This window comes from Flaviramulus basaltis, assembly GCF_900114265.1.
GTDB lineage: Bacteria > Bacteroidota > Bacteroidia > Flavobacteriales > Flavobacteriaceae > Flaviramulus > Flaviramulus basaltis.
In genome coordinates this window covers 946,231-971,899 of the sequence record NZ_FPKV01000002.1, presented here as the reverse complement: position 1 = coordinate 971,899, position 25,669 = coordinate 946,231, and the positions used below count along the sequence as shown (strand labels likewise).

General features: G+C 28.7%; 24 protein-coding genes. 16 read left to right on the top strand and 8 right to left on the bottom strand.

Annotated elements, in window-relative coordinates; all coding sequences use genetic code 11:
• Window positions 1-13: 13 nt before the first annotated feature.
• Together BT151_RS11005 and BT151_RS11000 are read right to left on the bottom strand one after the other, a co-directional pair.
• Window positions 14-307, bottom strand: a complete 294-nt coding sequence (locus tag BT151_RS11005) for a winged helix-turn-helix domain-containing protein (RefSeq protein ID WP_072402101.1) — start codon at window positions 305-307, stop codon at window positions 14-16.
• A 2-nt stretch (window positions 308-309) separates the two neighbouring features.
• Window positions 310-936 (bottom strand): hypothetical protein, encoded by a 627-nt coding sequence (locus BT151_RS11000; protein WP_072402099.1) that lies wholly within the window; start codon window positions 934-936, stop codon window positions 310-312.
• A gap of 85 nt (window positions 937-1,021) precedes the next feature.
• Here BT151_RS11000 and BT151_RS10995 point away from each other — a divergent pair, with 85 nt between their 5' ends.
• Window positions 1,022-1,399 (top strand): DUF1801 domain-containing protein, encoded by a 378-nt coding sequence (locus BT151_RS10995; protein ID WP_072402097.1) that lies wholly within the window; start codon window positions 1,022-1,024, stop codon window positions 1,397-1,399.
• On the opposite strand, the gene BT151_RS10990 is transcribed toward BT151_RS10995, so the two are convergent.
• From BT151_RS10990 to BT151_RS10980, 3 genes are read right to left on the bottom strand one after another with little or no spacing between them, the layout of a single operon-like run.
• Window positions 1,396-2,256, bottom strand: coding sequence for a hypothetical protein (locus BT151_RS10990; RefSeq protein ID WP_143144285.1), 861 nt, complete (start codon window positions 2,254-2,256; stop codon window positions 1,396-1,398). The genes BT151_RS10995 and BT151_RS10990 overlap by 4 nt on opposite strands.
• A gap of 16 nt (window positions 2,257-2,272) precedes the next feature.
• Window positions 2,273-3,091, bottom strand: coding sequence for a 3-deoxy-8-phosphooctulonate synthase (gene kdsA / locus BT151_RS10985; protein ID WP_072402095.1), 819 nt, complete (start codon window positions 3,089-3,091; stop codon window positions 2,273-2,275).
• A 31-nt stretch (window positions 3,092-3,122) separates the two neighbouring features.
• Window positions 3,123-3,482, bottom strand: coding sequence for a hypothetical protein (locus BT151_RS10980; protein ID WP_072402093.1), 360 nt, complete (start codon window positions 3,480-3,482; stop codon window positions 3,123-3,125).
• Between the two features lie 145 nt (window positions 3,483-3,627).
• Between BT151_RS10980 and typA the strand changes: the two genes are divergently transcribed.
• The 7 genes from typA (at window position 3,628) to BT151_RS10945 (ending at window position 11,900) form a co-directional block, all read left to right on the top strand.
• A complete protein-coding gene (gene typA / locus BT151_RS10975; RefSeq protein ID WP_072402091.1) occupies window positions 3,628-5,427 on the top strand; it encodes a translational GTPase TypA in 1,800 nt (599 codons plus the stop codon).
• A 363-nt stretch (window positions 5,428-5,790) separates the two neighbouring features.
• The gene (locus tag BT151_RS10970) at window positions 5,791-7,095 is read left to right on the top strand and encodes an O-antigen translocase (protein WP_072402090.1); all 1,305 of its coding nucleotides are present in this window, start codon (window positions 5,791-5,793) and stop codon (window positions 7,093-7,095) included.
• Window positions 7,096-7,193: 98 nt separating this feature from the next.
• Window positions 7,194-8,168, top strand: coding sequence for a GNAT family N-acetyltransferase (locus BT151_RS10965; RefSeq protein ID WP_072402088.1), 975 nt, complete (start codon window positions 7,194-7,196; stop codon window positions 8,166-8,168).
• Window positions 8,165-9,268, top strand: a complete 1,104-nt coding sequence (locus tag BT151_RS10960; protein ID WP_072402086.1) for a DegT/DnrJ/EryC1/StrS family aminotransferase — start codon at window positions 8,165-8,167, stop codon at window positions 9,266-9,268. The genes BT151_RS10965 and BT151_RS10960 overlap by 4 nt, the downstream gene beginning before the upstream one ends.
• Before the next feature lie 2 nt (window positions 9,269-9,270).
• Window positions 9,271-10,755 carry an oligosaccharide flippase family protein gene (locus BT151_RS10955; protein ID WP_072402085.1) on the top strand — a complete coding sequence of 495 codons (1,485 nt, stop codon included), beginning with the start codon at window positions 9,271-9,273 and terminating at the stop codon, window positions 10,753-10,755.
• Entirely contained in the window at window positions 10,755-11,495 is a 741-nt protein-coding gene (locus BT151_RS10950; protein ID WP_245794797.1) for an acyltransferase, read from the top strand. Before BT151_RS10955 ends, BT151_RS10950 begins: the two co-directional genes overlap by 1 nt.
• Before the next feature lie 12 nt (window positions 11,496-11,507).
• Window positions 11,508-11,900, top strand: coding sequence for a sugar 3,4-ketoisomerase (locus tag BT151_RS10945; protein ID WP_394333403.1), 393 nt, complete (start codon window positions 11,508-11,510; stop codon window positions 11,898-11,900).
• Here the strand turns inward: BT151_RS10945 and BT151_RS10940 are convergent.
• A complete protein-coding gene (locus tag BT151_RS10940; protein ID WP_072402080.1) occupies window positions 11,895-12,839 on the bottom strand; it encodes a glycosyltransferase family 2 protein in 945 nt (314 codons plus the stop codon). The genes BT151_RS10945 and BT151_RS10940 overlap by 6 nt on opposite strands.
• Before the next feature lie 143 nt (window positions 12,840-12,982).
• On the opposite strand from BT151_RS10940, the gene BT151_RS10935 reads away from it, so the two are divergent.
• On the top strand, window positions 12,983-14,077 hold the full coding sequence (locus BT151_RS10935) for a glycosyltransferase (protein ID WP_072402078.1): 1,095 nt from the start codon (window positions 12,983-12,985) through the stop codon (window positions 14,075-14,077).
• 67 nt (window positions 14,078-14,144) lie between these two features.
• Window positions 14,145-15,236, top strand: coding sequence for a glycosyltransferase (locus BT151_RS10930; protein WP_072402077.1), 1,092 nt, complete (start codon window positions 14,145-14,147; stop codon window positions 15,234-15,236).
• Here BT151_RS10930 and BT151_RS10925 read toward each other — a convergent pair.
• Entirely contained in the window at window positions 15,233-15,916 is a 684-nt protein-coding gene (locus BT151_RS10925; protein ID WP_072402075.1) for a cell division ATP-binding protein FtsE, read from the bottom strand. The genes BT151_RS10930 and BT151_RS10925 overlap by 4 nt on opposite strands.
• 195 nt (window positions 15,917-16,111) lie before the next feature.
• Here BT151_RS10925 and BT151_RS10920 point away from each other — a divergent pair, with 195 nt between their 5' ends.
• The 3 genes from BT151_RS10920 to BT151_RS10910 all read left to right on the top strand — a co-directional run bounded on the left by BT151_RS10920 (window position 16,112) and on the right by BT151_RS10910 (window position 22,636).
• Window positions 16,112-19,150: a tetratricopeptide repeat protein gene (locus tag BT151_RS10920; RefSeq protein WP_072402073.1), complete on the top strand. Its 3,039-nt coding sequence runs from the start codon at window positions 16,112-16,114 to the stop codon at window positions 19,148-19,150.
• A gap of 33 nt (window positions 19,151-19,183) precedes the next feature.
• On the top strand, window positions 19,184-20,920 hold the full coding sequence (locus BT151_RS10915; RefSeq protein WP_072402071.1) for a porin family protein: 1,737 nt from the start codon (window positions 19,184-19,186) through the stop codon (window positions 20,918-20,920).
• A gap of 102 nt (window positions 20,921-21,022) precedes the next feature.
• Window positions 21,023-22,636 (top strand): amidohydrolase, encoded by a 1,614-nt coding sequence (locus BT151_RS10910; RefSeq protein ID WP_072402069.1) that lies wholly within the window; start codon window positions 21,023-21,025, stop codon window positions 22,634-22,636.
• Here the strand turns inward: BT151_RS10910 and BT151_RS10905 are convergent, their stop codons facing one another.
• Entirely contained in the window at window positions 22,637-23,338 is a 702-nt protein-coding gene (locus BT151_RS10905; protein ID WP_072402068.1) for a class I SAM-dependent methyltransferase, read from the bottom strand.
• 116 nt (window positions 23,339-23,454) lie between these two features.
• Here BT151_RS10905 and BT151_RS10900 point away from each other — a divergent pair, with 116 nt between their 5' ends.
• The 3 genes from BT151_RS10900 to BT151_RS10890 are packed head-to-tail and all read left to right on the top strand — an operon-like array spanning window position 23,455 to window position 25,668.
• A complete protein-coding gene (locus BT151_RS10900; RefSeq protein WP_072402066.1) occupies window positions 23,455-23,946 on the top strand; it encodes a YkgJ family cysteine cluster protein in 492 nt (163 codons plus the stop codon).
• A gap of 26 nt (window positions 23,947-23,972) precedes the next feature.
• Window positions 23,973-24,794, top strand: coding sequence for a sterol desaturase family protein (locus BT151_RS10895; protein ID WP_072402063.1), 822 nt, complete (start codon window positions 23,973-23,975; stop codon window positions 24,792-24,794).
• A gap of 13 nt (window positions 24,795-24,807) precedes the next feature.
• Entirely contained in the window at window positions 24,808-25,668 is an 861-nt protein-coding gene (locus tag BT151_RS10890) for a glycerophosphodiester phosphodiesterase (RefSeq protein WP_072402061.1), read from the top strand.
• Window position 25,669 lies beyond the last annotated feature (1 nt).

Genomic DNA, 25,669 nt, shown 5'->3' with positions numbered 1-25,669 from the left:
GTTAAAAAAATAGTTATTGTTTGTTAATTAATTTTTCGAGTGCTTCAATGTGTTTTTTAAATTCGGCTCTACCTAATGGGGTAGTAGAGTAACGAGTGTTGGGTTTTCTTCCAATAAATTGTTTTTCAATTTTAATATATTCAGCATTTTCTAAAGCTTTTGTATGGCTTGCCAAATTACCATCGGTTGCTCCAAGTAATTCTTTTAGCATATTAAAATCGGCATATTCATTCACCATTAAAATAGACATAATACCTAATCTAATTCGATGATCGAATGCTTTATTTATGTTTGTAATAATACTCAAACCTAATTTCTATCGTATTTAAAATGCATTAAAGCCCCGTAAATTATATGACAAACTCCAAAACCTAGTGCCCAAAAAAATAAGCCATAACCCAAAAAGTAAACAGAGAATAATCCAATAATAATCATAGTTATTCCCAGATATCTAATATACCCCAATGTGTATTTACTTGCATTTACACAAGCTAATCCATAAAAAACTAGTGTTAAAGGAGCAACAAAAGCATAAATTTCTTTTTCAATTAAAAAAAGAATAAAGAGACCTCCTGTAGCTAATGGTATTAAAAAATTAATTATTAATCGTTTTGAAGCAGAATCCCAAACTTTTTCATCTTGTTTTTTTGCCTTTATATAACTGAAAATAATTCCTGTTGCAATAGAGAACGTTACAACAATAAATGCGATTGCAAAAATTTGTAATATTCTATTTTCAGTCATTATAATAGTTCTGTAACCATCTGCTGCAACAACATTGTTTGCGTAAATAATGTTATAGCCAAGATATGCCCCAATAAGTGCGTAAATACCAGCTAATATTCCAGATAAACCACTAAGCGACATAAATCGCGAAGATTTATTCATTAAATCTTTAATCTCGCTAATGTCTTTTAAATAATCTTTTGATTCCATGTAAAAGTACTTTGAAATACAAAGTAAATGAATTATTTTGAATTAGTCATCATATTTTTTTGTTAAGTTTGAAAAAATAATTCTAATGAAACCCGTTGACGAATATTTTATAAATCAAAAAGAGCCTTACCAATCTATCATGCTGTATGTTCGCAGTGTTATTTTAAATACATTGCCAGAAGTAGAGGAGAGGTATAGTTATAAAATTCCGTTTTATAACATTGCTAAAAAGCCCATAATTTATTTAAATATTCTAAAAGGAAAAAAATATGTAGATGTTGCTTTTATACAAGGCATACTTCTTGAAAAAGAATTTCCAATTTTAAAAAATGATAATAACCGGAAACAAGTACGTTCTATTCAATTAAAAACCTTGGAAGATTTAGATCAAGAAAATTTTGTAAAACTATTACACACTGCTTCAGACTTACTTAGTAAGAATGAAAAAGCTTGGTTTATTTAAATCCTAAAAATACCACCAAAAGCGACAACACGCTGTAAATAAAAGAAGTGTTGTGATGCGCTTTCAGAAACATTACTAGTTGTTCTTATATCGGGCATATTAATGTACCCACCTTTTAAATCCAACTGCATAAAAAAGTGCTTAAAAAAGGTTAGATTAAGTCCAGCATGCGCGGAAACACCATAACCAGCTAAATGAAACTGATCATATCTCTCTTTTTGTAATAATGTGGTATTTGTTTTTGGGTATAAAATACCTCCAGCTAAGCCTTCGGTAATATTAATTTGAAATTTATCTGTATTTGGTAGGTTAAAGACTTTAGAAATATCATCATAACGTGCAAATTCAGCATAAACATAGTTTAGTCCATTAGTATGTTCAAATTTTAAAAAATCTTCTGAAACTAAAAAGGATTCATTATTGTAAGTGCCATTGTATTGCGAACCTTCTTCGTCATTAGGCAAATTAATATATCCGTCAACAGTTTTGTTTAAGTTTCTCTGCATCACATATTTCATGTGGTCAACCCCAAAGGAAACAGTGTATTTGTCTGATATAAAATAACCAACTTTAACATTGGTTTGGGGTATAGTAATTCTTGTAGGGTTTAAATAATCGATATGCCAGCCTTTAGGTTTATCTTTTGCAGAAGCATCTTTTATTGTGAAATCGTAATTATCTCCTTTAAACCGAATATCAGATTTAGAAAACGATTCTCTATTTCCTCCCCAACTAATAAAGAATTTACCCTTATTTGATGCTGTGTATTTTACTGGAATATTTTCTTGAGCTATAATGTTAAATGAAAACAAAAGAGTTGCAATACCAATTACTGGTTTAAAAAACAGATTAATCATGTATGTTGTATTGAAATTAGAGGTTGTTTACCGTTTTCCTGATAGAAACTAGGTTGGTTAAAAGCTTTTCTAAATAATCAAGATGAAGCATATTTGCACCATCGCTTTTTGCGTTTGCAGGGTCAAAATGCGTTTCAATAAATAAGCCATCTACATTGTTAACTACTCCAGCTCTTGCAATAGTTTCTATCATATCTGGTCTGCCGCCTGTAACTCCACTTGATTGGTTTGGTTGTTGTAATGAATGGGTAACATCTAACACTGTGGGAGCATATTGTCTCATAGTAGGAATACCTCTAAAATCTACTATCATATCTTGATAACCAAACATTGTACCTCTATCTGTTATCCATGCTTTGTTATTACCAGCATCTTTTACCTTTTGTACAGCATGTTTCATGGCTTCCGGACTCATAAATTGACCTTTTTTTAAGTTCACAACTTTGCCCGTTTCTGCAGCTGCGATAACTAAATCGGTTTGACGCACTAAAAAAGCAGGGATTTGCAAAACATCAACATATTCTGCAGCTAAATTAGCATCAGAAATTTCATGAATATCGGTAACTGTGGGGATGTCAAAAGTATCAGAGACTTTTTTAAGAATTTTTAAAGCTTTTTCGTTTCCAATACCTGTAAAACTATCAACTCTACTTCTATTAGCTTTTTTAAAACTACCTTTAAAAACATAAGGAATTTCTAACTTATCTGTAATAGAAATTACTTTCTCAGCAATACGCAATGCCATATCTTCTCCTTCAATGGCACATGGTCCACATAATAAAAAGAAATTATTTGAATTGATATGCTTTAATTTTGGAACTTCGTTGAGGTTCATTTACTAAAAATTTAAGCTGCAAAGTTACGTATTAAATACTTTCTTTTAAACTATTTCTAATAATCCATAAAGCCATAATAAAATTACCTAAAACAAATAGACCTCCATAAATAATAAACTTTTGAGTTTTTTCAGTAAATGAAGTTAAATTGTATAAATCGGACAAGTATGCCAATATTAAGTATGATGATAAGCAAACAAAGGTAATTCCTAAAGTAAGGTTTAATTTTTTATTGGGTTTAATAAGTTGCCATAAAAAAGGAATGGCAAACAATAAAATTGGATAAGCAGTAATACCATTATTTCTATTAATGTCTGTAAACCAATATGCAATAATTGCAATGAAATATAGATAAGGAATTAGCTTTGTATATTTATTAAATAAAGGCATAATTGTAATGTTTTTGAGTATTGAGAGATCAGTGAATATTTAAAATTAACGAAAACTTAAATAATAAATTATAAAAAGCACTATATTATAACATATTTTTAACTAAATAACACGTACCTTTGCACGCTTAAAATAAGGCACTATTATGGCTAAAATTATAAACATTGCAATTATTGCACACGTAGATCACGGTAAAACAACCTTGGTTGATAAGATTATGTATCACTGTCAGTTATTTCGTGAAAACGAAAATACAGGAGATTTAATTCTTGATAATAACGACTTAGAGCGTGAAAGAGGTATTACAATTACTTCTAAAAATGTGTCGGTTATATACAAAGACACAAAAATTAATATTATTGACACTCCTGGTCACGCCGATTTTGGAGGAGAAGTAGAGCGTGTTTTAAATATGGCTGATGGTGTTGTATTGTTAGTTGATGCTTTTGAAGGCCCAATGCCACAAACGCGTTTTGTATTACAAAAAGCGATTGATTTAGGTTTAAAACCTTGTGTGGTTATTAATAAAGTTGATAAAGAAAACTGTACTCCAGAGGAAGTACATGAAAAAGTATTTGACTTAATGTTTGAGTTAGGAGCAGAAGAATGGCAATTGGATTTTCCAACTGTATATGGTTCTGCTAAGAATAACTGGATGAGTGATGATTGGAAAAATGAAACAAAAAACATTGAGCCATTATTAGATATGGTAATTGAGCATGTTCCAACTCCTGTTTTTAAAGAAGGAACAACACAAATGTTAATTACATCTTTAGATTTCTCTTCTTTTACTGGTCGTATAGCAATTGGTAGGGTGCAAAGAGGAAACGTTGTTGAAGGACAACAAATCGCTTTGGTAAAAAGAGATGGAACGATTACTAAGAGTAGAATAAAAGAAGTCTTTATTTTTGAAGGTTTAGGACGTAAAAAAGTAGAAAGTGTTCAAACTGGAGATATATGTGCACTTGTTGGTGTTGAAGGGTTTGAGATTGGAGATACAATAGCTGATATAGAAAATCCTGAAGGGTTAAAATCTATTGCAATAGATGAGCCAACAATGAGTATGTTGTTCACAATTAACGATTCACCTTTCTTTGGTAAAGACGGGAAATTTGTAACATCTCGTCATATTAAAGATCGTTTAGCAAAAGAATTAGAAAAAAACTTAGCGCTTCGTTTAGGAGAAACTGGTAGTGCAGATAAATTCATGGTTTTTGGCCGTGGTGTATTACACTTATCGGTTTTAATAGAAACTATGCGTCGTGAAGGATACGAATTGCAAATTGGGCAACCACAAGTAATCATTAAAGAAATAGATGGTGTTAAATGTGAGCCTATTGAGGAATTAACTATAGATCTACCTGAAAATGTTTCTGGTAGAGCTGTAGAGTTTGTTACAATGCGTAAAGGTGAAATGCTAAGCATGGAGGCTAAAGGAGATCGTATGGTTTGTGAATTTATGATACCTTCTCGTGGTATTATTGGTTTACGTAATCAATTACTAACAGCGACTGCTGGAGAGGCGATTATGGCGCACCGTTTTAAAGAATACCAACCTTTAAAAGGAGCTATTCCAGGACGTATTTCGGGATCATTAGTATCTATGGAAAACGGAACAGCAATTCCTTATTCTATTGATAAATTACAAGATAGAGGTAAGTTTTTTGTTGAGCCAGGAGAGAATATTTATGAAGGGCAAGTTATTGGTGAAAACTCTCGTCAGGATGATATGAATATTAATATTACTAAAGCTAAAAAGCAAAGTAATGTTCGTAGTTCTGGAGCAGATGATAAAGCGAAAATTGTACCTGCAATTAAATTTTCTTTAGAGGAGGCTTTAGAATACATACAAAAAGACGAGTATGTTGAAGTAACACCAAATCACTTACGTTTACGTAAAATTTACTTAAGTGAAGTAGATCGTAAGCGTAACAAAACAATGTAATTTATTAAATAAGATAAATTTTTTAAAGAGAAATCCTACTAGGGTTTCTCTTTTTTTATGACATTAATTTTGTAAATATAGCGGTTATGTTATATTTATAATATATGCATTTTAATGCATAAACGCATAACAGGGTTAACTATGATTATTGCTAATACAGTTTTTTTAATTCATATTCTCTGATTAAGAATAAAGTAGATTAAAGGCTTCTAGGTATTTTAAAAGATAGTTAAGAATAGATAAATGTTTTTTATATTTGATTTTTTATTAAAAGCATAAAAGAATAAAGTGTTCTTTTCTTGGTTTGCAATAAATGTTGCTCATTTAAAAATGAAATTTAAATGAGAAAAAAAATAATATTAATTGAAAAAATTAATAGACTATATAAATAATAAGGTTTTAGTTAAAATAGCCTCGTTACAAACCGCCTCATTGATAACCAGAATAATTGCCGGATTATTAACATCAAAGGCAGTAGCTGTGTTTATTGGGGCAGAAGGTTTAGCGTTAATAGGTAATCTACGAAATTTTGTTAGTTCTTTTCAAACTATTGCAACACTAGGGTTTTATAAAGGTGTTGTAAAATATGTATCAAAATTTAAGGATAATACTGTAGGATTAAGTAAAACATTATCTACAGTTTATTATGCAGGTTTTTTCTCAACCATTATTGTATCATTTTTTTGTTACTTTCAAGCTGAATGGATAAATAATGTCATATTTCCTACCTATAATAATTACGGATATATTATTAAAATATTTGCTATTGTATTGCCTTTTTATGCTTTAAACATGTTCATATTTTCTATAATGAATGGTTTTTCAAAGTATAAAATACTTATTATCATTAACATTATTGGACAAATATTAAGTGTTTCAATAGCCTTACTTTTAATTTATCAAGAAAAACTTAAAGGCGCATTAATATCGGTTGTTATTGCAGAATCAATAATTTTTTTAATTACATTGGTAGGTATTATTAATAGACGTAGTTTAATTTCATTAATACGCATTGATAGAGTAAGTCTTAGTTTTTTTAAAAAGATAGGTTCTTATTCGGTAATGGCTCTTTTTACAGCTGTTTTATTGCCACTTGTAACAATAGCAATTAGATCTTATATTATTGATAATATTGGTTATAAAGATGCTGGTTTTTGGGAAGCGATGACTAGAATATCAAAATATTATTTAATGCTTGTTAGCTCTTTTATTGCATTATACCTTTTACCTCGTTTTTCTGAAATTAATGATACGAAAGAGTTTAAAAAAGAAGTATTTAGTTTTTATAAAACCATTATACCTAAATTAGCTATTGGTTTATTTATAATTTATCTGTTAAAAAAATATATTGTATTAGCAATATTTACTAATGATTTTCAACCAGTTGAAGATTTATTTATATGGCAATTATTGGGCGATTTTGTTAAAATACTATCAATGATTATTGCTTATCAATTTTTAGCAAAAAAAATGTTTTGGCATTATATTTTAACTGAAGCTTTTTTGGTGGTAATTTTATACACTACAAGCATTTATTTTATTAATTTATTTGAAGGTGTTAAAGGAGCTGTAGTAGCGCATTTTGTGAGTTATGTTATGTATTATGGTATAATTTTACTCATTTTTGGAAGCTCTCTTTTTGGGGTTGACCCAGATAAGAATTCTTAGATTTTACTTCTATTTATTATGCTTTATACATATATTATTAACTATTATTAATGCAAAAATAAAATTACTTAGCTTCAATTAAAAATTTAAAAATTAAAATGGAGAATTATAATGTAATTAAGTATTCTTCTTCAAATTATGATGAATGGAATAAGTTTGTGGCAGAATCTAAAAATGCAACTTTTCTATTTAATCGGGATTTTATAGATTATCATAACAATCGATTTAAAGATTTTTCATTATTGGTTTATAATAAGGATAAACTAGTTAGTATTTTGCCAGCTAATATTATTGATAATAATATATATTCACATCAAGGGCTAAGTTATGGAGGCTTAATATTATCATTTAATAGTACTTTTCAATGTGCATTGGCATCGTTTTATGTTATTTTAAAGTTTTTATTTGAACAGAAAATAAATATACTTTTTTTAAAGCAATTACCTAAAATATATCATTTACGACCTTCAGATGAGTTAGATTATCTTTTTTTTACCTTGAAAGGAGAGTCATATAGAAAAGATGTCTCTATGGTAATTCCATTAAATACAGTTTTTAAGCTTTCAACTTTACGAAAAAGGCAATTAAAAAAGGCACATAGTAATGATTTGTTTATTAAGTTGGAAACTGATTTAACTACTTTTTGGAACAATATTTTAACACCTAACCTAAAGAAGAAATATAAAACTAAACCAACACATTCTTTAAGTGAAATTAATATGTTGCGAGAAAAATTCCCTAATAATATTTTGCAGTATAATGTGTATTATGGAGATGAACTATTGGCGGGTTGTACTGTTTTTGAGACAGATAATGTTATTCATTTACAATATATTGCAACCAAAAAAGAAAAAAATATAGGAGCATTAGATTATCTTATTTATCAATTATTAACTATTACCTATAAGGATAAAGATTATTTTGATTTTGGAACATCTATGGAAAATGAAGGAAAAAAAATTAATGAAGGATTATTGAATTGGAAGCAAAGTTTTGGAGCCTCAACCTTGATACATGATTTTTATAAGATAGATACCAATAAATTCCCTTTTTTAAAAAAGATTATGATATGATTAAGTTTTTAGATTTAAAAAGGTTAAATGCTCAGTATCATGAAGAATTTAAAAACCAATTTGAGAGGTTTTTAAATTCTGGAACTTACATTTTAGGAGATCAAGTAATTTCTTTTGAGAAAGAATACGCTAATTATTGTGGTACAAAGCATTGTATAGGAGTAAGTTCAGGACTAGATGCGCTTCAATTAATATTTGAAGCTTATAAGATATTGGGTTTTCTAAAAAAAGGAGACGAAATTATTGTTCCAGCTAATACCTATATAGCGACTGTTTTAGCAATAACTAATACAGGTTTTAAACCTGTATTAGTTGAGCCAGATATAACAAGTTTTAACATTAACCCAAACGAGATTTTAAAAGCAATTACTTTAAAAACAAAAGCAATTTTAGGAGTTCATTTATATGGGCAATTATATAATGTTGAAGCATTAGAAGTAATTTCAAAAAAGCACAATTTGTTATTAATTGAAGATGTAGCTCAGGCACAAGGTGCAATGAATATTGATGGAAGAAAAGCTGGAAATATTTCACATGTAGCTGCATTTAGTTTTTATCCTACAAAAAATTTGGGAGCATTAGGTGATGCAGGAGCGGTAACAACTAATAATGAAGAATTAGCAAATGTTATATATAAACTTAGAAATTATGGAAGAGAATCATCTTACATAAACCATGTAAAAGGATTTAACTGTAGGTTAGATGAAATACAAGCTGCTTTTTTAAGGGTTAAATTAAAGGATTTAGATATAGCTAATAAGAAACGTAAAGAAATTGCGAAACAGTATTTAAAAGAATTGAATTCAAGTAATATTATATTACCTAAATATAGCAATATTGAACAACACGTATTCCATCTTTTTGTGATTAGAAGCAAGAGGAGGGATGAGCTTAAAAACTATTTAAATAAAAAAGGAGTTGAAACACTAATTCATTATCCAATTCCAATTCATAAACAATCAGCTTATAAAGAATTTAACAAATTAAGTCTCCCAATTACAGAGCAATTACATGGAGAAGTTCTAAGTTTACCATTACATCAATTATTAACCGATGATGAGATTAAAATGATTATTGAAAATGTTTTAGCGTTTAAATAATTTTGGGTGAAACAAAAGAATCATATAAACAAATTATAAAGGCAACGACCTTATTTGGAGGTGTCCATTTTTTTAATATTTTTATATCTGTTATAAAATCAAAAGTTGTTGCAGTTTTATTAGGGACTTCTGGTATTGGAATACTAACTTTACTAAACTGTTCTTTAAATTTACTTAGTAGTGCAACAGGCTTTGGTTTAGAGTCTAGCGGAATTAAAAGCATTTCTGAAGCCTTTGGACTAAAGGACCAAAAAAAAGTATTAAAAACCATATCAGTCTTTAAGCGATTAATTTTTATTACAGGTTTTTTTGGATGTATTGTTACTTTAGTTTTTTCATCATATTTTAGTCAAATTGCCTTTGGTAATAAAGATTTTACAATTGCATTTGTATGGTTGTCATTAGCCGTTTTATTTAAGCAGTTATCTTCTGGGTATTTATCTATTTTACAAAGCTTAAGAGAATTGAAATTATTTGCAAAGGCTAATTTGTTAGCTAATTTTATATCACTTTGTGTGGTTGTTCCTATGTATTTTTACTGGAAAATTAATGCGATAGCTCCGGCTATTCTAGCATCCACTATTATAAGTTTTCTACTAGCATTTTTTTATTCTAAAGGGCATATTAAAAATGAGGAAATAATAACGAATAAGAAGGCTTTTGTTGATGGAAAAGCTATGCTTTATTTGGGTATAATGCTTAGTTTTAGTGAGTTATTTAGATTGGTTAGCGAATATCTTATTCAGATTGGAATTAGTTATCAAGGCGGTTTAGACCAAGTAGGATTATATGGAGCTGCTTTGGTATTATTAAATTCTTACGTGGGTATTGTTTTTGTTGTTATGAGTAAAAACTACTATCCAAAACTGTCTGAAATAATTAATAAAAAAATTGAAGTTCAGAAATTGGCATTTCATCAATCTTATTTGTCAATTTTGTTAATCACACCTATAATAATTTTCTTTATAATTTTAGCACCAATTATAGTAAAAATACTTTTTTCTCAAAAATTTAATCCTATAGTTCAAATGATTTCTTGGGGGATTTTAGGGATGATTTTTAAAGCACTGTCTTGGACTTTGGGCTACATTATTATTGCTAAGGGAGATTATAAGGTTTTTATAAAAACGAGTATATGTTTTAGTCTGCTTTATTTGCTTATGTTAATGTTTGGTTATTATGTATGTGGACTTTTAGGTGTGGGGATTTCTTTTTTTGCTTATTATATGATTCATTTTTTTGGGATTAAATTAATTGTTAAAAAACAATACAAAATATATTTAAACATAGAAGTTTATATATTGTTTTTTAAATGTTGCTTACTTTGTATTAGTACTTTTTTATTAAATTATTTACCTTGGCCTTTTTACAAGTATTTTTCTATGAGCCTACTTGCCATATTTACTTGTTGTTATATGTTTTATATGTTGAATAAAAAAATACCATTAAAAGAATTATTAGCTTTATTTTTTAAAAAAACATATTAGTGATTAAGTTTCTCAAAAAAAAATATCGTTGGATTAAGTTTCAATTATCTGTTAATTGGATTAAAACGTTGTATTTTAATTTTAAAATGTTTCCATTTCAAATAGCAGCTAAGTTACCAGTATACTTTTATGGAAGCGTAAAATTTACATCGTTGAATGGGAATATAATAATTGAAGCTCCTATAAAAAGAAGCATGGTTGGTTTTGGTCAGCAATTTGAATTAGCAACAAGAAGTAAACGAACTGCTGAAATAAATTTAAATGGTGATTTGAAAATTAAAGGTCATGTGCATATAGGAAAAGATTATATGATATATATTGGAGTTAATGCTTTTTGTGAATTCGGACACATGGTTTGTTTAGGGTCAGATGTGAAACTATTTTGCACTAATAAAATCGTGTTAAATAATTGGGCTCGAATAGGTTACCAATCTCAAGTATTAGATACTAATTTTCATAATATGTTTAACATAGTAACTAAAGAGAGGTATCCATTGAGTTCACCAATTACAATAGGAAGTTATAATTCAATAGCAAATAGAAATACTATTATGCAAAATACAAAAACTCCAGATTATTGTGTTGTTGCGTCTAATAGTTTATTAAATAAGGATTATACATTATTGGGGAATAATATATTGCTTGCAGGTGTGCCAGCTAGGTTAGTGAGAGAAAATTTTTCCAGAGATTGGGAAGGAGAAAAAGTAAGTATTGAAAAATTTTTAATTAGAAAAAAATAAAATAATCAAATTTTGGATAGAATTAAAATAATTGATATACCTAAAATTCATGATAATCGAGGTAATTTATCTGTTTTAGAAAAAGATATTTTGCCTTTTTCTTTTAAACGAATATATTATTTATATGACGTTCCCAGTGGAGCTTATAGAGGAGGACACGCACATAAACTACAGCAAGAGTTTTTAATTGCATTAAGCGGAAGTTTTAATGTCATATTAAAAGATGAAAATGGAGGTAAAAGAAAAATAACTCTTAATATACCTAATAAAGGATTATTAATACCTAACATGATTTGGAGAGAGCTAGAAGGTTTTTCATCAGGTTCAGTATGTTTGGTTGTTGCTTCTGGTGTCTATGATGAAGAGGATTACATTAGAAACTTTAAAAAATTTATTTCATTATAAAATTTTTCTTTTTAAATAAAAAGCTGTTTTCTTAAAAAGATTATTTTGGCTTGCAAAAAAATAAATATAGTCTTTAATACTTTTTGAAGTAATGGTAATAAAAGCTTTTTTTCCGGTCTTTTTTTTTCCATAATAACCTGATAAATAAAGCAATTGTTTGTTGAAATCTTTTTTAAAGTTAGTAGTAACTTCATTGCAGTAACTATATTTTATTGAAAAATAATCAAATAGTATTTTCATTTGGTTTAATAAAAAATAGTGCTGTTCAAAAGTTTTTTTGTGTGAATAGGAAGTGTCGTGAACTCTGTAAATATGCAAAGATTTAGTTATGGATTTAAAATTTGTATTTACTGCTAAATCAACTAATATTGGATAATCTTCTATGGTTATATTCATATCAATATATGTTTTAAAATCGACAAATTTATTTAAAAGTGCTTTATTGAAACAAATTCCTATAGGTGTAAGTTTTCCTAATAAAAGCTGCTTTTTGTAATTTTCGTTCGATGCATAAATCGTTTTTTTGTTAGCAAAAGGGATGATTTTGCCTTGGGTTTCTAAAAATAAATCAAATCCAGAGTCAATAAAACCAAGAGTATTATCTTTTTTTAAGGCATCAACCATTGTTTGTAAGGTATTAGTGCATTTTAATAAATCATCACCAGCTATATCAAAAATATATTTACCATTACATCTGTCAAGAGTAGCTTTAAAATTTTTTAAAAGCCCTAATTGAGTTTTATTTTTTGTTACATTAATTAGGTTTGGATATTGTTCTTTATAAGTATTAATAATTTTTAAGGTATTGTCATTAGAGCAATCGTCTCCAACAATTATTTCAAATTTAAAATCTACTTTTTGTTTAAGTATAGAGTCTAAAGTTTCTTTAATATGTTTTTCATTGTTAAAAGTTATTAGATGAACTGATAATTCTACCATAAATAAATGTAAAAGATTAAATTTCGGTTGCTTTTCAAGCAAATGTAATTTAAGATAAATAAAAAGAAGATAAAAAATAAACGTTTATTTTTGATAAAAAATTATGAGTAAAAACAATTAATTTATAAGAATTTAATCTTGAGATGAATAAAAAAAAAATACTAATTGTAGCAAAGAGTTTAAGTGAAGGAGGTGCTGAACGTGCTGCTGCGATTCTGTCAATAATGTTAAAAGATTTTAATTACGATGTTTCCATTATTATTCTAGATAATAAAGTGAGTTATGATTTTTACGGAAATTATTTTATTTTAAATAAAGAAAAATTAAAGAAAAATTTTAAAACTAGATTAGGTTTTTTTATTGACTTTAGAAATTATGTCAAGAAGAATAATTTTAATTATATAATAGATTTTAGAACAAGAAATTCATCCTTACGTGAAATATTAATATATAGATTTATATATAAAAAAGTAAAAAATATTATTTTCACAATACACCTGCCAAAACTTTTCTTGTATGTACCAAGACCATATTTTTTATTTAAAAAAGTATATTCAAAAGCATTAAAAAACATTGTAGTTTCTCAAGAAATTAAAACTCTTTTGAAAGAAAAACTATCATTAAATAATACGGATTTAATTTATAACGCTATAGATATAAATTTAATTAATAAACTTAAAAACGAAGATATTCTTGAGAAGGATAAATTTATATTGATAGTTGGGAGAATGAATGATGATATTAAGCAAATTGATAAATTAATTAATATTTACACAGAAACTAATTTAAAGGAAAGAAATATTAAGTTGTTTATTATGGGAAGCGGGGTTTTGACAAAAGATATAATAGACAGTGTAAAATCTAGAGGTTTAAATAATGATATTCACTTTTTGTCTTTTCAAGAGAACCCATATAAATACATGAGCAAGGCAATGTTTTTAGTTTTATGTAGTAAAATGGAAGGTTTTCCATACGTTATATTAGAGTCTTTAGCTTGTGGCAACCCAGTTATTACTTTTGATTGTAGAACAGGTCCTAGAGAAGTTATTGTGAATGAATATAATGGGTTGCTAGTTGAAGATCAGAATTTTTTAGAACTTAAGAATGCGATTAATAAATTTTTAGCAGATTCTAAATTATACGATTTTTGTAAAAGCAACACATTAAAAAGTGTTGAAAAATATGATATAAAAATAATAGCTGAAGACTGGATTCATGTTTTAGAATTAGCAAACTAATTTTTGTTTTGGTATATAATAAAAAATTACTTTTTATATTTCTATTCTATTTTGTGATATTTGAATAATGAAATCTATAAAAATTGCGATTATAACTCCTTCTGCAGGAAACGGGGGGGCAGAAAAAGCGTCAACGCTACTTTCCTTAATGCTAGATAAATTAAATTTTGAAGTCCACTTTATAGCAGCTTATGCTTTAAAAGATTTTGAGATTGGAGGTGAATTTTACTGTATTAATATTTCAAAGACATCACGATTTAATTTGTTTCAACAATTTATTGGGTTTTTAAAACTTAGAAAGTATTTAAGGAATAATAATTTTGATTTTATTGTAGATTTTAGGTCAAGAAGAAGATTTCTAATTGAATATGCTTTCTCTTACTTTGTTATTCCTAAATTTAATAACGTGATTTACACATTTCATTTACCCTTAATGTCTAAATATATTCCAAAACCATGGTTTTTATTTAGGCGTATTTATAATAACTCAAAAAAAATAGTATGCGTTTCCGAAGGGATTATGGACAGAGCAAATCGAATAGGATTAAAGAATACTCAAATTATTTTAAACCCAATAGATTTTAATTTCATAAATAGTCAAATTGAAATCGAAAAAATCTATGATTTTGAATTTATTATTGGGGTAGGCAGAATGGATGATAATATTAAACAGTTTGATCATTTAATGGAAGCATACTCAAATTCTATTTTACCAAAAAAAAATATTCATTTATTAATTTTGGGACAAGGTAGGTATCAAACCATTCTAGAAGAGTTTAAATCCAATATTTCACATAATGATAAAATACATTTTATTGGATTCCAGAAAAATCCATATAAGTATATGAATCAAGCATTGTTTTTTGTTTTATCTAGTAAGTTTGAAGGTTTTCCTTTAGTGGTTTTAGAATCTTTAGCCTGTGGAACACCAGTTGTTTCTTATGATTGTCCAACTGGTCCTAACGAAATTATCAAAAATAAGAAAAATGGGATCTTAGTGCCTCCACAGGATAAGGAAAAGTTATCTGAAGCTATTAATGTGTTTATAGAAGATCAACTTTTATATAAATATTGTAAAAGTAATACTATAAAATCGATAGAATATTTGTCTATGGAAAATATAAGTAAAGAATGGAAACTATTAATGGAAAGTAATTAGTTTTTCCTCTGCACAACCTCATAAACCTCATTCTCATCACATTTCAAGGTTTTGCTTGGGTATTTAAGTAAAAGAGCATAATCATGAGTAGCCATTAAAATAGTATTCCCATTTTTATTAATCTCTTGTAAAACTTCCATAACTTCAACGCTTGTTTGTGGGTCTAAATTACCAGTTGGCTCATCAGCTAAAATAAGTTCAGGGTTATTTAATAAAGCTCTTGCAATAGCAATACGTTGTTGTTCACCACCAGAAAGTTCATGCGGAAATTTAAAACCTTTAGTTTTCATATCAACTTTAGTTAAAACTTCTTCAACGCGGTTATTCATTTCTGTTTTATCTTTCCAACCTGTAGCTTTTAAAACAAATAATAAATTATCATTTATTGTTCTATCTGTTAGTAATTTAAAATCTTGAAAAACAACACCTAATTTTCGTCTTAAAAAAGGAATTTCTTTCTCTTTAAGTGTTTTTAAATTAAAATCTACAATATGTCCTTCGCCTTCAGTTAAGGGTAAATCACCATAAAGTGTCTTCATAAAACTACTTTTACCCGTGCCTGTTTTTCCTATTAAATAGACAAAATCTCCTTTATTAATTTCTACATTAACCTTTGAAAGTACTAAGCTTTCACCTTGAAAAATTGAAGCATCTTTTAATTGTAAAATTGGGTTTGACATAAAATCGGATAATTTTTAAGTATTGTAAATGTATTATTAAAAAGTTAAATCATAAAAGGTAACGATTAAAACTTTGCTTTATTTTCTATTAAAAATTAACATTTAATAACTCGGCTTATAATTATAGCACGATTGTTGCGTTATAGGATTTAGATTGAATTATCTTTGAACATCAAATTAAAAAACGAATCATTAATGACTAAAAAAAATATTGTTTCACTGTTTGTGGCTATAAGTTTTAGTTTTCAAATTATAGCACAACAATCTGCCACATACGCCAGTAATTTGGTTGATTATCAAAAGGCATTATCTCTATATAATAATCAACAATATTTAGCGGCTCAGTCGTTGTTTAGCAGTGTAAAAAAAACGGCTAAAGAAGAAGTTTTACAATCAGACTGTGCGTATTACATTGCTAATTGTGCTGTGAGATTAAATCAGCAAAATGCAGATCAATTAGTTGAAGATTTTGTAAAAGAATATCCAACAAGTACCAAACGAAATACTGCTTTTGTAGATGTTGCCGATTACTATTTTGAAAATTCTAAATACGCTTATGCGAGAAAATGGTATGATAAAGTTGATGAGAATGCTTTAGGACGAAAAGAAAAAGAAAAATTCTATTTTAATAATGGTTATTCGGCATTTTCTGTTAAGCAATATAAAGAGGCAAAGAAGTATTTAAGTAAAGTAGAAAGCTCACAAGAGTACGGTTCGCAAGCTAAATATTATATAGGTTTTATGGCTTATGAGGGAGATGATTATGAACAAGCTAATGCCTATTTTGATCAAGTAAGTGACCAAGAGCGTTACAAAGAAAAACTGTCTTATTATCAAGCGGATTTAAACTTCAAACTAGGGAATTTTGAAAAAGCAATAGTACTGGCTAAGGAAAGATTAGATACAAGTGATGAAACTGAAGTCTCTGAGCTTTCAAAAATTATAGGTGAAAGTTATTTCAATTTAGAAAAATATGCTGAAGCTATTCCATTTTTAACCGAGTATAAAGGGAAAAAAGGAAATAGAGAGAAAACAGGAAAATGGAATAATACAGATTATTATCAATTAGGATATGCTTATTATAAGCAAAAGGACTACGAAAAAGCTATATCTGAGTTTAATAAAATAGTAGGAGGAAGTAACTCAATTGCTCAAAATGCATATTACCATTTAGGAGAAAGTTATATCAACCTTGATAAAAAACAGGAGGCTTTAAATGCCTTTAGAAATGCATCAGAAATGGATTTCGATTTAAAAATTCAGGAAGATGCTTGGTTAAATTATGCAAAGATTAGTTATGAAATTGGTAATCCATACCAACCGACACCACAAGTTTTAGCAGGGTATTTAAATAAATATCCAAATACGAGTTACAAAGAAGAAATTGAAACCCTTTTAATAGATTCTTACATCACTTCCAAAAATTATAAAGAAGCTTTAAAACTATTGGAAGGTAAAAAGAGTTTTGAAAACAAAGTTGCTTACCAAAAAGTGGCGTTTTATAGAGGTTTAGAACTTTATAATGAAAATGATTATTTAGAAGCAGAAACCCTTTTTGATGCTTCTTTAAAAGAACCAAGAGATCCAAATTATACCGCTAGAGCAACATTTTGGAAAGCTGAAGCCGATTATAATTTAACCAATTATGATGAGGCGCTAATTGGATTTAAGCAATTTCAACAACAAGCAGAATCTTCTTCAGCACCTGAAAATGAAAATATAGATTATAACTTAGCGTACACATATTTTAAGTTGAAAAATTATGAGCAAGCTACAAAGTTTTTTAATCAGTTTATTTCTAAAAAAAGAGAAGACAAAGTTAGGTTGAATGATGCTTATTTACGTTTGGGCGATGCGCATTTTGTTTCCAGTCAATATGAAAGTGCTATTAATGCTTATGAAAATGCCATTAAACTAAACGAAATAGATTCAGATTATCCAGCTTTTCAAAAAGCGATTAGTATTGGTTATACGGGGCAATCATCAAAAAAAATAAAATCTTTAGAGAAGTTTATTTCAGATTATCCAAATTCTAAATTACGAGATGATGCGATGTATGAGCTTGGTAATTCATATGTAAAAGCAAACGAAACAGATAAAGCATTAGCGATTTATAATCGTTTAAATAATGAATATCGTATGAGTTCATTTGTCCCAAAAGCCTTATTGCGACAAGGTTTAGTTTATTATAATGCTAGTGAAAATGAAAATGCTTTAACTAAATTCAAAAAAGTTGCAAGCGATTATGCGGGTTCGCCAGAAGCTGTTCAAGCAGTTGCTACGGCGAGATTGATATATATAGATTTAGGTCGTGTAAACGAATATGCATCTTGGGTTAAAACTTTGGATTATGTTGAAGTTACCGATGCCGATTTAGATAATGCAACCTATGAAGCTGCAGAAAAACAATATTTAGATAATAATACAGATAAAGCCATCAAGCAGTTTAATGGTTATTTAAACCAATTTCCTAACGGATTACATGCATTACAATCACATTTTTATGTGGCACAATTGTATTACAAAAAAGATTTATTAGAAAATGCAGCACCACATTATAAATATATAGTTGAAACATCGCATAGTGAATATACAGAAGAAGCATTGACACGTTTATCTCAGTTTTATTTACAAAAGAAAAGTTGGAATCAGGCTATTCCGTTATTATTGAGATTAGAGCAAGAGGCAAACTTTCCACAGAATGTGGTTTTTGCACAATCTAATTTAATGAAAGCATATTATCAATTAGAAAATTACAATGATGCTTTTACATATGCAGATAAAGTGTTGGCAAGTTCAAAAATTGATAATAAAATTAAAAGTGATGCGCACGTTATAATTGCACGTTCTGCTATAAAAACTAATGATGAAGCAAAGGCAAAAACTGCATATGCCCAAGTTGAAAAAGTAGCAACAGGAGAAACTGCAGCCGAAGCTTTATATTATAATGCCTATTTTAAAAATAAAGATGGCAAGCATGAAGCATCCAACCAAGCAGTTCAAAAATTAGCCAAGGATTTTTCAGGATATCGATATTATAGTGCAAAGGGTTTAGTGCTTATGGCGAAAAATTATTATGCTTTAAATGATGCCTTTCAAGCGACTTATATTTTAGAAAGTGTCATTCAAAATTTCCCGGAATTTGATGATGTAGTTTCGGAAGCAAAAGCAGAATTAAGTAAAATAAAAACTGAAGAAGCTAAAACAAATTCATCTATTCAACCAGAAGATTAATAATCGTCAATCATAAATCGTAAATCAATACATATGCGAAAGCACATAAAAAATATATTCATAGTAGCATTTATACTAACTGCGACTATATCTTTCTCTCAAGACAGAAAAAATGATACTATAAGCACTGGTGTTATAGATGTTGTAAAACCATATACACCAACTATTTCAGATGCTTTTAAGGTGAAAGAAATTCCGTCTTTAGATGATGAAACTACCGAAACTAAAAAGATAATTAAGTACAATATTTTTTCATTTCCAGTGGCTTCAACGTTTACGCCAGCAAAAGGAAAAGCTGCTGTAGTAGAAAAAAGAGCGCCAACAAAGTTATTCGATAATTACGCAACTTTGGGCGTAGGAACTTACACCACTATTTTAGGCGAAGTATATTTAAACCATGCTATTAGCAGAACAGAAAGTGTTGGTGGTTATGTGAGTCATCATTCATCACAAGGCGGTATTGAAGGGTTGTCCTTTGATGATAATTTTTCTGACTCGAAAATTAATGTAAATTACAGTAGCCGACTAAGAGATTTGGCGTGGAATGTAGAAGGTGGTTTTCAACAACAAATGTATAACTGGTATGGAGTTCCAGAGTCTCAAATTGAACAAGCACAAGCTAATGAAATAGAAGTAGATCATTCATTTTATGATGCACATTTTGGTGGCGATATTTCTTTTGAAGATACATATATAAATTCTGGAAGTTTCTTTTTTAGACGTTTTGGTGACAATCAAGGTTCTGGAGAAAACAGGTTTATTGTGAAAGCTAGAGTAGATGTGCCGATTAATGATGTAGAAATTTCAACCGATTTTAAATTTGATTATTTAGGAGGTACTTTTGACAGAGCGTATTTCACAAATGAAGAGTTAAATTATGGTAATTTCCAAATTGGTGTTTCTCCAACTTACGAATTAAAACAAGATGATTTAACAGTTAATTTAGGTGTTTCGGCATATTATTTAAATGATAAAGAATCTGGAGATAGTAAGTTTTATATTTACCCTAACTTCACTGCAACCTATCGATTAGTTAATGATGTTTTGATAGCTTATGGTGGTATTCAAGGCGATTTAATTCAGAATTCATATTATGATTTTGCAAACGAAAACCAATTTGTATCACCAACATTATTTATATCACCAACAGACCAATTATACAATGCTTACATTGGTTTAAAAGGAAAATTATCTAGTAATATGAGTTATAATATTAGCGGAAGTTATATAGCTGATAGAAATAAAGCATTATATAAAACTAATATCATTAGAAATTTATCACCTCAAAACGATTATGATTATGGGAATTCTTTTGGAATTGTTTATGATGATATTGAGACTTTTGGTGTTGCAGGAGAAATAAATGTAGATGTAAATAGAAATTTTAAACTTGGGTTAAAAGCTGAGTATTTTAGCTATAACACAGACAATGAAGCTGAAGCTTGGAATTTGCCAGACGTAAAAGGATCCTTGTTTTTAGATTATCAGATTAATGAGCATTGGTTTGCAGGAGCCAATTTATTTTATGTAGGTGAGCGTAAAGACCAACTTGTTTTAGAGGGCACACTTATACCCGAAGACTCAATATCAAATGTGGTTTTAGATAGTTATTTTGATGCCAATGCACATTTAGGATATCATATAAATGATCAAATTTCGGTATTTGCAAAAGCTAATAATATAGCCAATAAAGCATATCAAAAATGGCAAAATTTCCCCGTGCAAAGTATTCAGTTTTTAGCGGGAGCTACTTATAAATTTGATTTTTGATATTAATATTTTTCTGAAGTTGATTCAGAAATTCATAACAATAATTTCATAAAGCGTTCTTTTAAGAGCGCTTTTTTTTATTTTTATAAAAAACAACCAATCATGAAAAAGCTAGCCATAATATTAATTGTCATATTAACAATAAGTTGTTCTACAAAACAGCAAGTAGACCTAATAGTTACTAATGGAAATGTTTATACTGTTAATAATGATTTTGATAATGCAGAGGCTTTTGCTATAAAGGAAGGGAAATTTGTTGAGGTTGGTTCAAATCAAGACATCACTTCAAAATATGAAGCTTCAAATATGGTTGATGCTAAAGGAAAAACTATAGTTCCAGGATTTATTGATGCACATTGTCATTTCTTTAGAATGGGTTTAGGAGAGCAAAGAGTAAAATTAGAAGGTACAAAAAGCTATAACGAAATCATTGAACGTCTTTTGAGTTTTCAAAAAGAAAAAAACCTCTCATTTATTACAGGAAGAGGTTGGGATCAAAACGATTGGGAAATTAAAAAATTACCAACAAAAGAAAAACTAGATTTAGTTTTTCCTAATACACCAGTTGCTATTGGTAGAGTTGATGGACATGCATTATTGGTAAATCAAGCAGCTATCAATTTAACAAGTTTAGATGAAAACACGTTTGTAGAAGGAGGAGAAATTATAAAAGAAAATGGAAAGCTAACAGGTGTGATTTTAGATAAAGCAATGAGTTTAATTTGGAATGTAATTCCTGAAGCAACAATTGAAGAAGCTACAATAGCGTTAAAAGATGCAGAACGTATTTGTTTAGATTTTGGTTTAACTACGGTTGACGAAGCTGGTTTAGAAAAAGAAATAATTCAACTTATAGATAGTTTACAGCAAGCAGGTGAATTAAAAATAAGAGTTTACGCTATGGCAAGGGCTAGCAAAGAAAACTTAGATTATTATTTAAATAAAGGAATTATTAAAACCAATAGATTAAATGTACGTTCATTTAAGTTTGTTGCAGATGGTGCTTTAGGATCTCGTGGTGCCACATTAAGAGAACCATACAGTGATAGAGCAGGACACTATGGTACATTAAGTAATAGTTTTGAAACGTTGCAAGAAACTGCAAAACGAATAGCAAATTCAGAATACCAAATGAATACACATGCTATTGGGGATTCTGCAAACCATATTGTATTAAATACTTATAAAGATGTTTTAAAAGGAAAAAATGATAGACGTTGGCGTGTAGAACATGCGCAAATTGTTTCCCCAGAAGATTTTCCTTTGTTTGATAATATTATGCCGTCTATTCAGCCAACACACGCAACAAGCGATATGTATTGGGCAGAAGATAGAGTAGGAAGTGAGCGTATTAAAAATGCATATGCTTATAAAGATTTATTAAATGTCTATGGAAAAGTGGCTTTAGGAACCGATTTTCCAGTAGAGTATGTAAGTCCGTTTTACACCTTTTATGCAGCAGTAGCTAGACAAGATTTAGAAGGTTATCCAGAAAAGGGTTATCAAATGGAAAATGCTTTAACTCGAGAAGAAACCCTAAAAGGGATGACTATTTGGGCAGCTTATTCTAATTTTGAAGAAGACGAAAAAGGCAGTATTGAAGCAGGTAAACTTGCAGATTTCATCATGTTAGATAAAAATATTATGAAGGTTCCATACAACGACATTCCTAATATAAAAGTAGAAGCGACTTATATTAGTGGGGAGAAATTATAATTAGGTTAAAGAAAGTTTCGCCAAATAATCAAAATGTTCGCCTTCTAAAATCAATTCACATTTTAAACCAAGAGTTTCGCAAGCTAATTTTAGCTTTTCAAAATCTAAATATAACCACTTCATTGGAACTTCTTTTTCGTTTTTATAGCTTAAAAAGTAATCCAGTTCTCCATAATAATTGGCGTTTGTATCCATCCAAAAACCACCATCTTCATCTTCGTACATATATTTAATATCAGATGAATCAATTAAAATCTGTCCGTTAAGTTTTAACAGGTTTTTTAAATGCGTTAAGTATTTTGAAACTTGAATTATTTCTTGAAAAATGCCAGTGCCATTCATCAATAATAAAATAGTATCAAAGGTTTCAGTTTCATCTAAAACATTTTTCACTTCAGTATGTAAAACACCACGTTGTTTAGAAACTTCAATAGCACCTTTAGAGATATCAATTGCTTTAACTTTCAAATTCTTTTTCTGTAAATATAAACTATGGCTGCCAGCACCACAGCCAACATCTAAAACTGAACCTTTACAAAGTTTTAAAGCTTTTTGCTCTAATTTTGGCATGTCTTTAAAATCGCGAAATAAATAAGGAAGAGGCAATGCATCATCATCAGAAATACTAGTTGAAGTTATTATATCTTCAGTGTAATTTCCGTTTTGGTAATCTAATAAAGCTTTTCCAAAAAGGTCTTTCATTTTTATGTTATTTCGAGACTTTTAAGTCGTAGCAATTTGTTAAGTTATAGTTTTAATATTGAAGATTACTTCAGTCATATTTACTTCGTAATGATGAAAAATACTATTTTTACACCATGCAAGACATCATTAATAATCTTCCAAAGCTCGCCAAAGATAAACATAACGAGAATAAAAAATTCTTCGCGAAGTTAAAAAATAAACCACCAAAAGATTTAGATTATACTATGCAAGAATTGCATGAGGAAGAATTTAAGAGAACAGATTGTTTAGAATGCGCTAATTGCTGTAAAACTACAGGGCCTTTATTTACAGATAAGGATGTGGATAGAATTGCAAAGCATTTTAGGATGAAAACGCAGCAATTTATTAATCAATATTTACGTGTTGATGAGGAGAATGATTATGTCTTACAAAGTTTACCGTGTACTTTTTTAGGAGCAGATAATTATTGCTCAATTTATGAGGTACGTCCAAAAGCGTGTAGAGAGTTTCCGCATACCGATAGAAAAAAGTTTCAGCAAATTTCAAATTTAACATTAAAAAATGTAGCTATTTGTCCAGCAGCATTTAACATTGTTGAAGCCATGAAAAAACGAATAAAATAATTATATTTAAAACAAAAACTCATTTATTGGAAGCTATTTTAAATTACTTCGAAAACATTCCTCCTTTACATCGAGCTATAATTATAATTGGAGGTTTAACCTTATTTTGGATTATTGAAGGTATTGCTCCTTTGTTTGGAGGTAAATATAAAAAGTTGAATCATGCTGTTCCAAACATATTTTTCACAATAACAACGGTATTAGTTAATCTTCCTTTGGCATTTTTGTTTTTAAAATCATCAGATTGGGTTATGGCAAATAATTTTGGGATTCTAAATTGGCTTCCTGGTATACCATTGTGGTTATATACAATTTTGGGGATACTTTTAATAGATTTTATAGGCGCCTATTTACCACATTTAATAGAACATAAAGTTAAACCACTTTGGAAGGTACATTTAGTACATCATTCAGACCATAATGTTGATACAACTACAGCAAACAGACATCACCCAATAGAGAGTATTATTCGCTATGTATTTACCTTAGCAGGTATTTTTATTATTGGTACACCAATAGCTTTGGTTTTTCTTTATCAATCCTTATCCATTGTTGCTACTCAGTTTAATCATGCTAATATTAAATTACCCAAAAAATTTGATAAAATATTAAGTTATGTAATTGTATCTCCAGATATGCATAAGGTACACCATCATTATAAGTTACCATTTACCGACTCAAACTATGGAAATATTTTTTCGATTTGGGATAGATTACTAGGAACTTATATGGAACTTGATACCGATAAAATTATATATGGTGTTGATGTATTTCCTGATGAAAAAGAAAATGGAGAAATTTGGAGTTTGCTAAAACAGCCATTTCAGAAATATAAAAATCAACCATAAAGCCAAATTAATTTTGAAACAATCTATTATTTTAATTGTAGCTATAATTTTAATGAACTGTAAGCAAAAAGAAGTTGATATTCAAGGACACAGAGGATGCCGAGGATTACTACCCGAAAACTCGCTTCCTGCTTTTAAAAAAGCTATAGAACTAGGTGTTAATACCCTTGAAATGGATTTGGCAATCTCTAAAGATAATAAAGTTGTTGTGTCGCACGAACCCTTTATTGATAGAACTTATTGTTTAGATTTTAATGGTGAAGAAATTTTAAAAGAAGACGCTTTAAAGTATAAGCTGTATCAAATGGATTATGACTCTATTAAGTTGTTTGATTGTGGTTCAAAATTGCATAAACGTTTTCCGAATCAGGAAAAAATGAAAGTTTACAAACCACTTTTAAGCGAAGTGTTTTTGCTTTCAGAAGATATAAACCCAAATATAAAATATAATATTGAAATAAAATCGGAACCTGAATTCGATAATATTTATACGCCAGAACCTAAAGAATTTGTAAGTTTAGTTTTAAATGAAATTAATAAATACAAGGTTTTTAATAGAACAAATTTACAGTCGTTTGATGTACGTGTTTTAGAAGAAATTAAAAAGCAAGCACCAACAATGGCTGTTGCTTTGTTGGTAGATGAAAATGAATTGATTGATGGTAAATTAAAAGAATTAAGTTTTAAACCCGAAATTATAAGTCCATATTTTAAACTGCTTTCTAAAGAAGAAGTAGAAAGGTATCAAAAAGAAAATTATCAAATAATTCCTTGGACAGTAAACCAGGCTAAAGACATGCAAAAAATGTTGGATTTTAAAGTAGATGGTATTATTACTGATTATCCAGACGTGTTAATAGATGTTTTAAAATAAA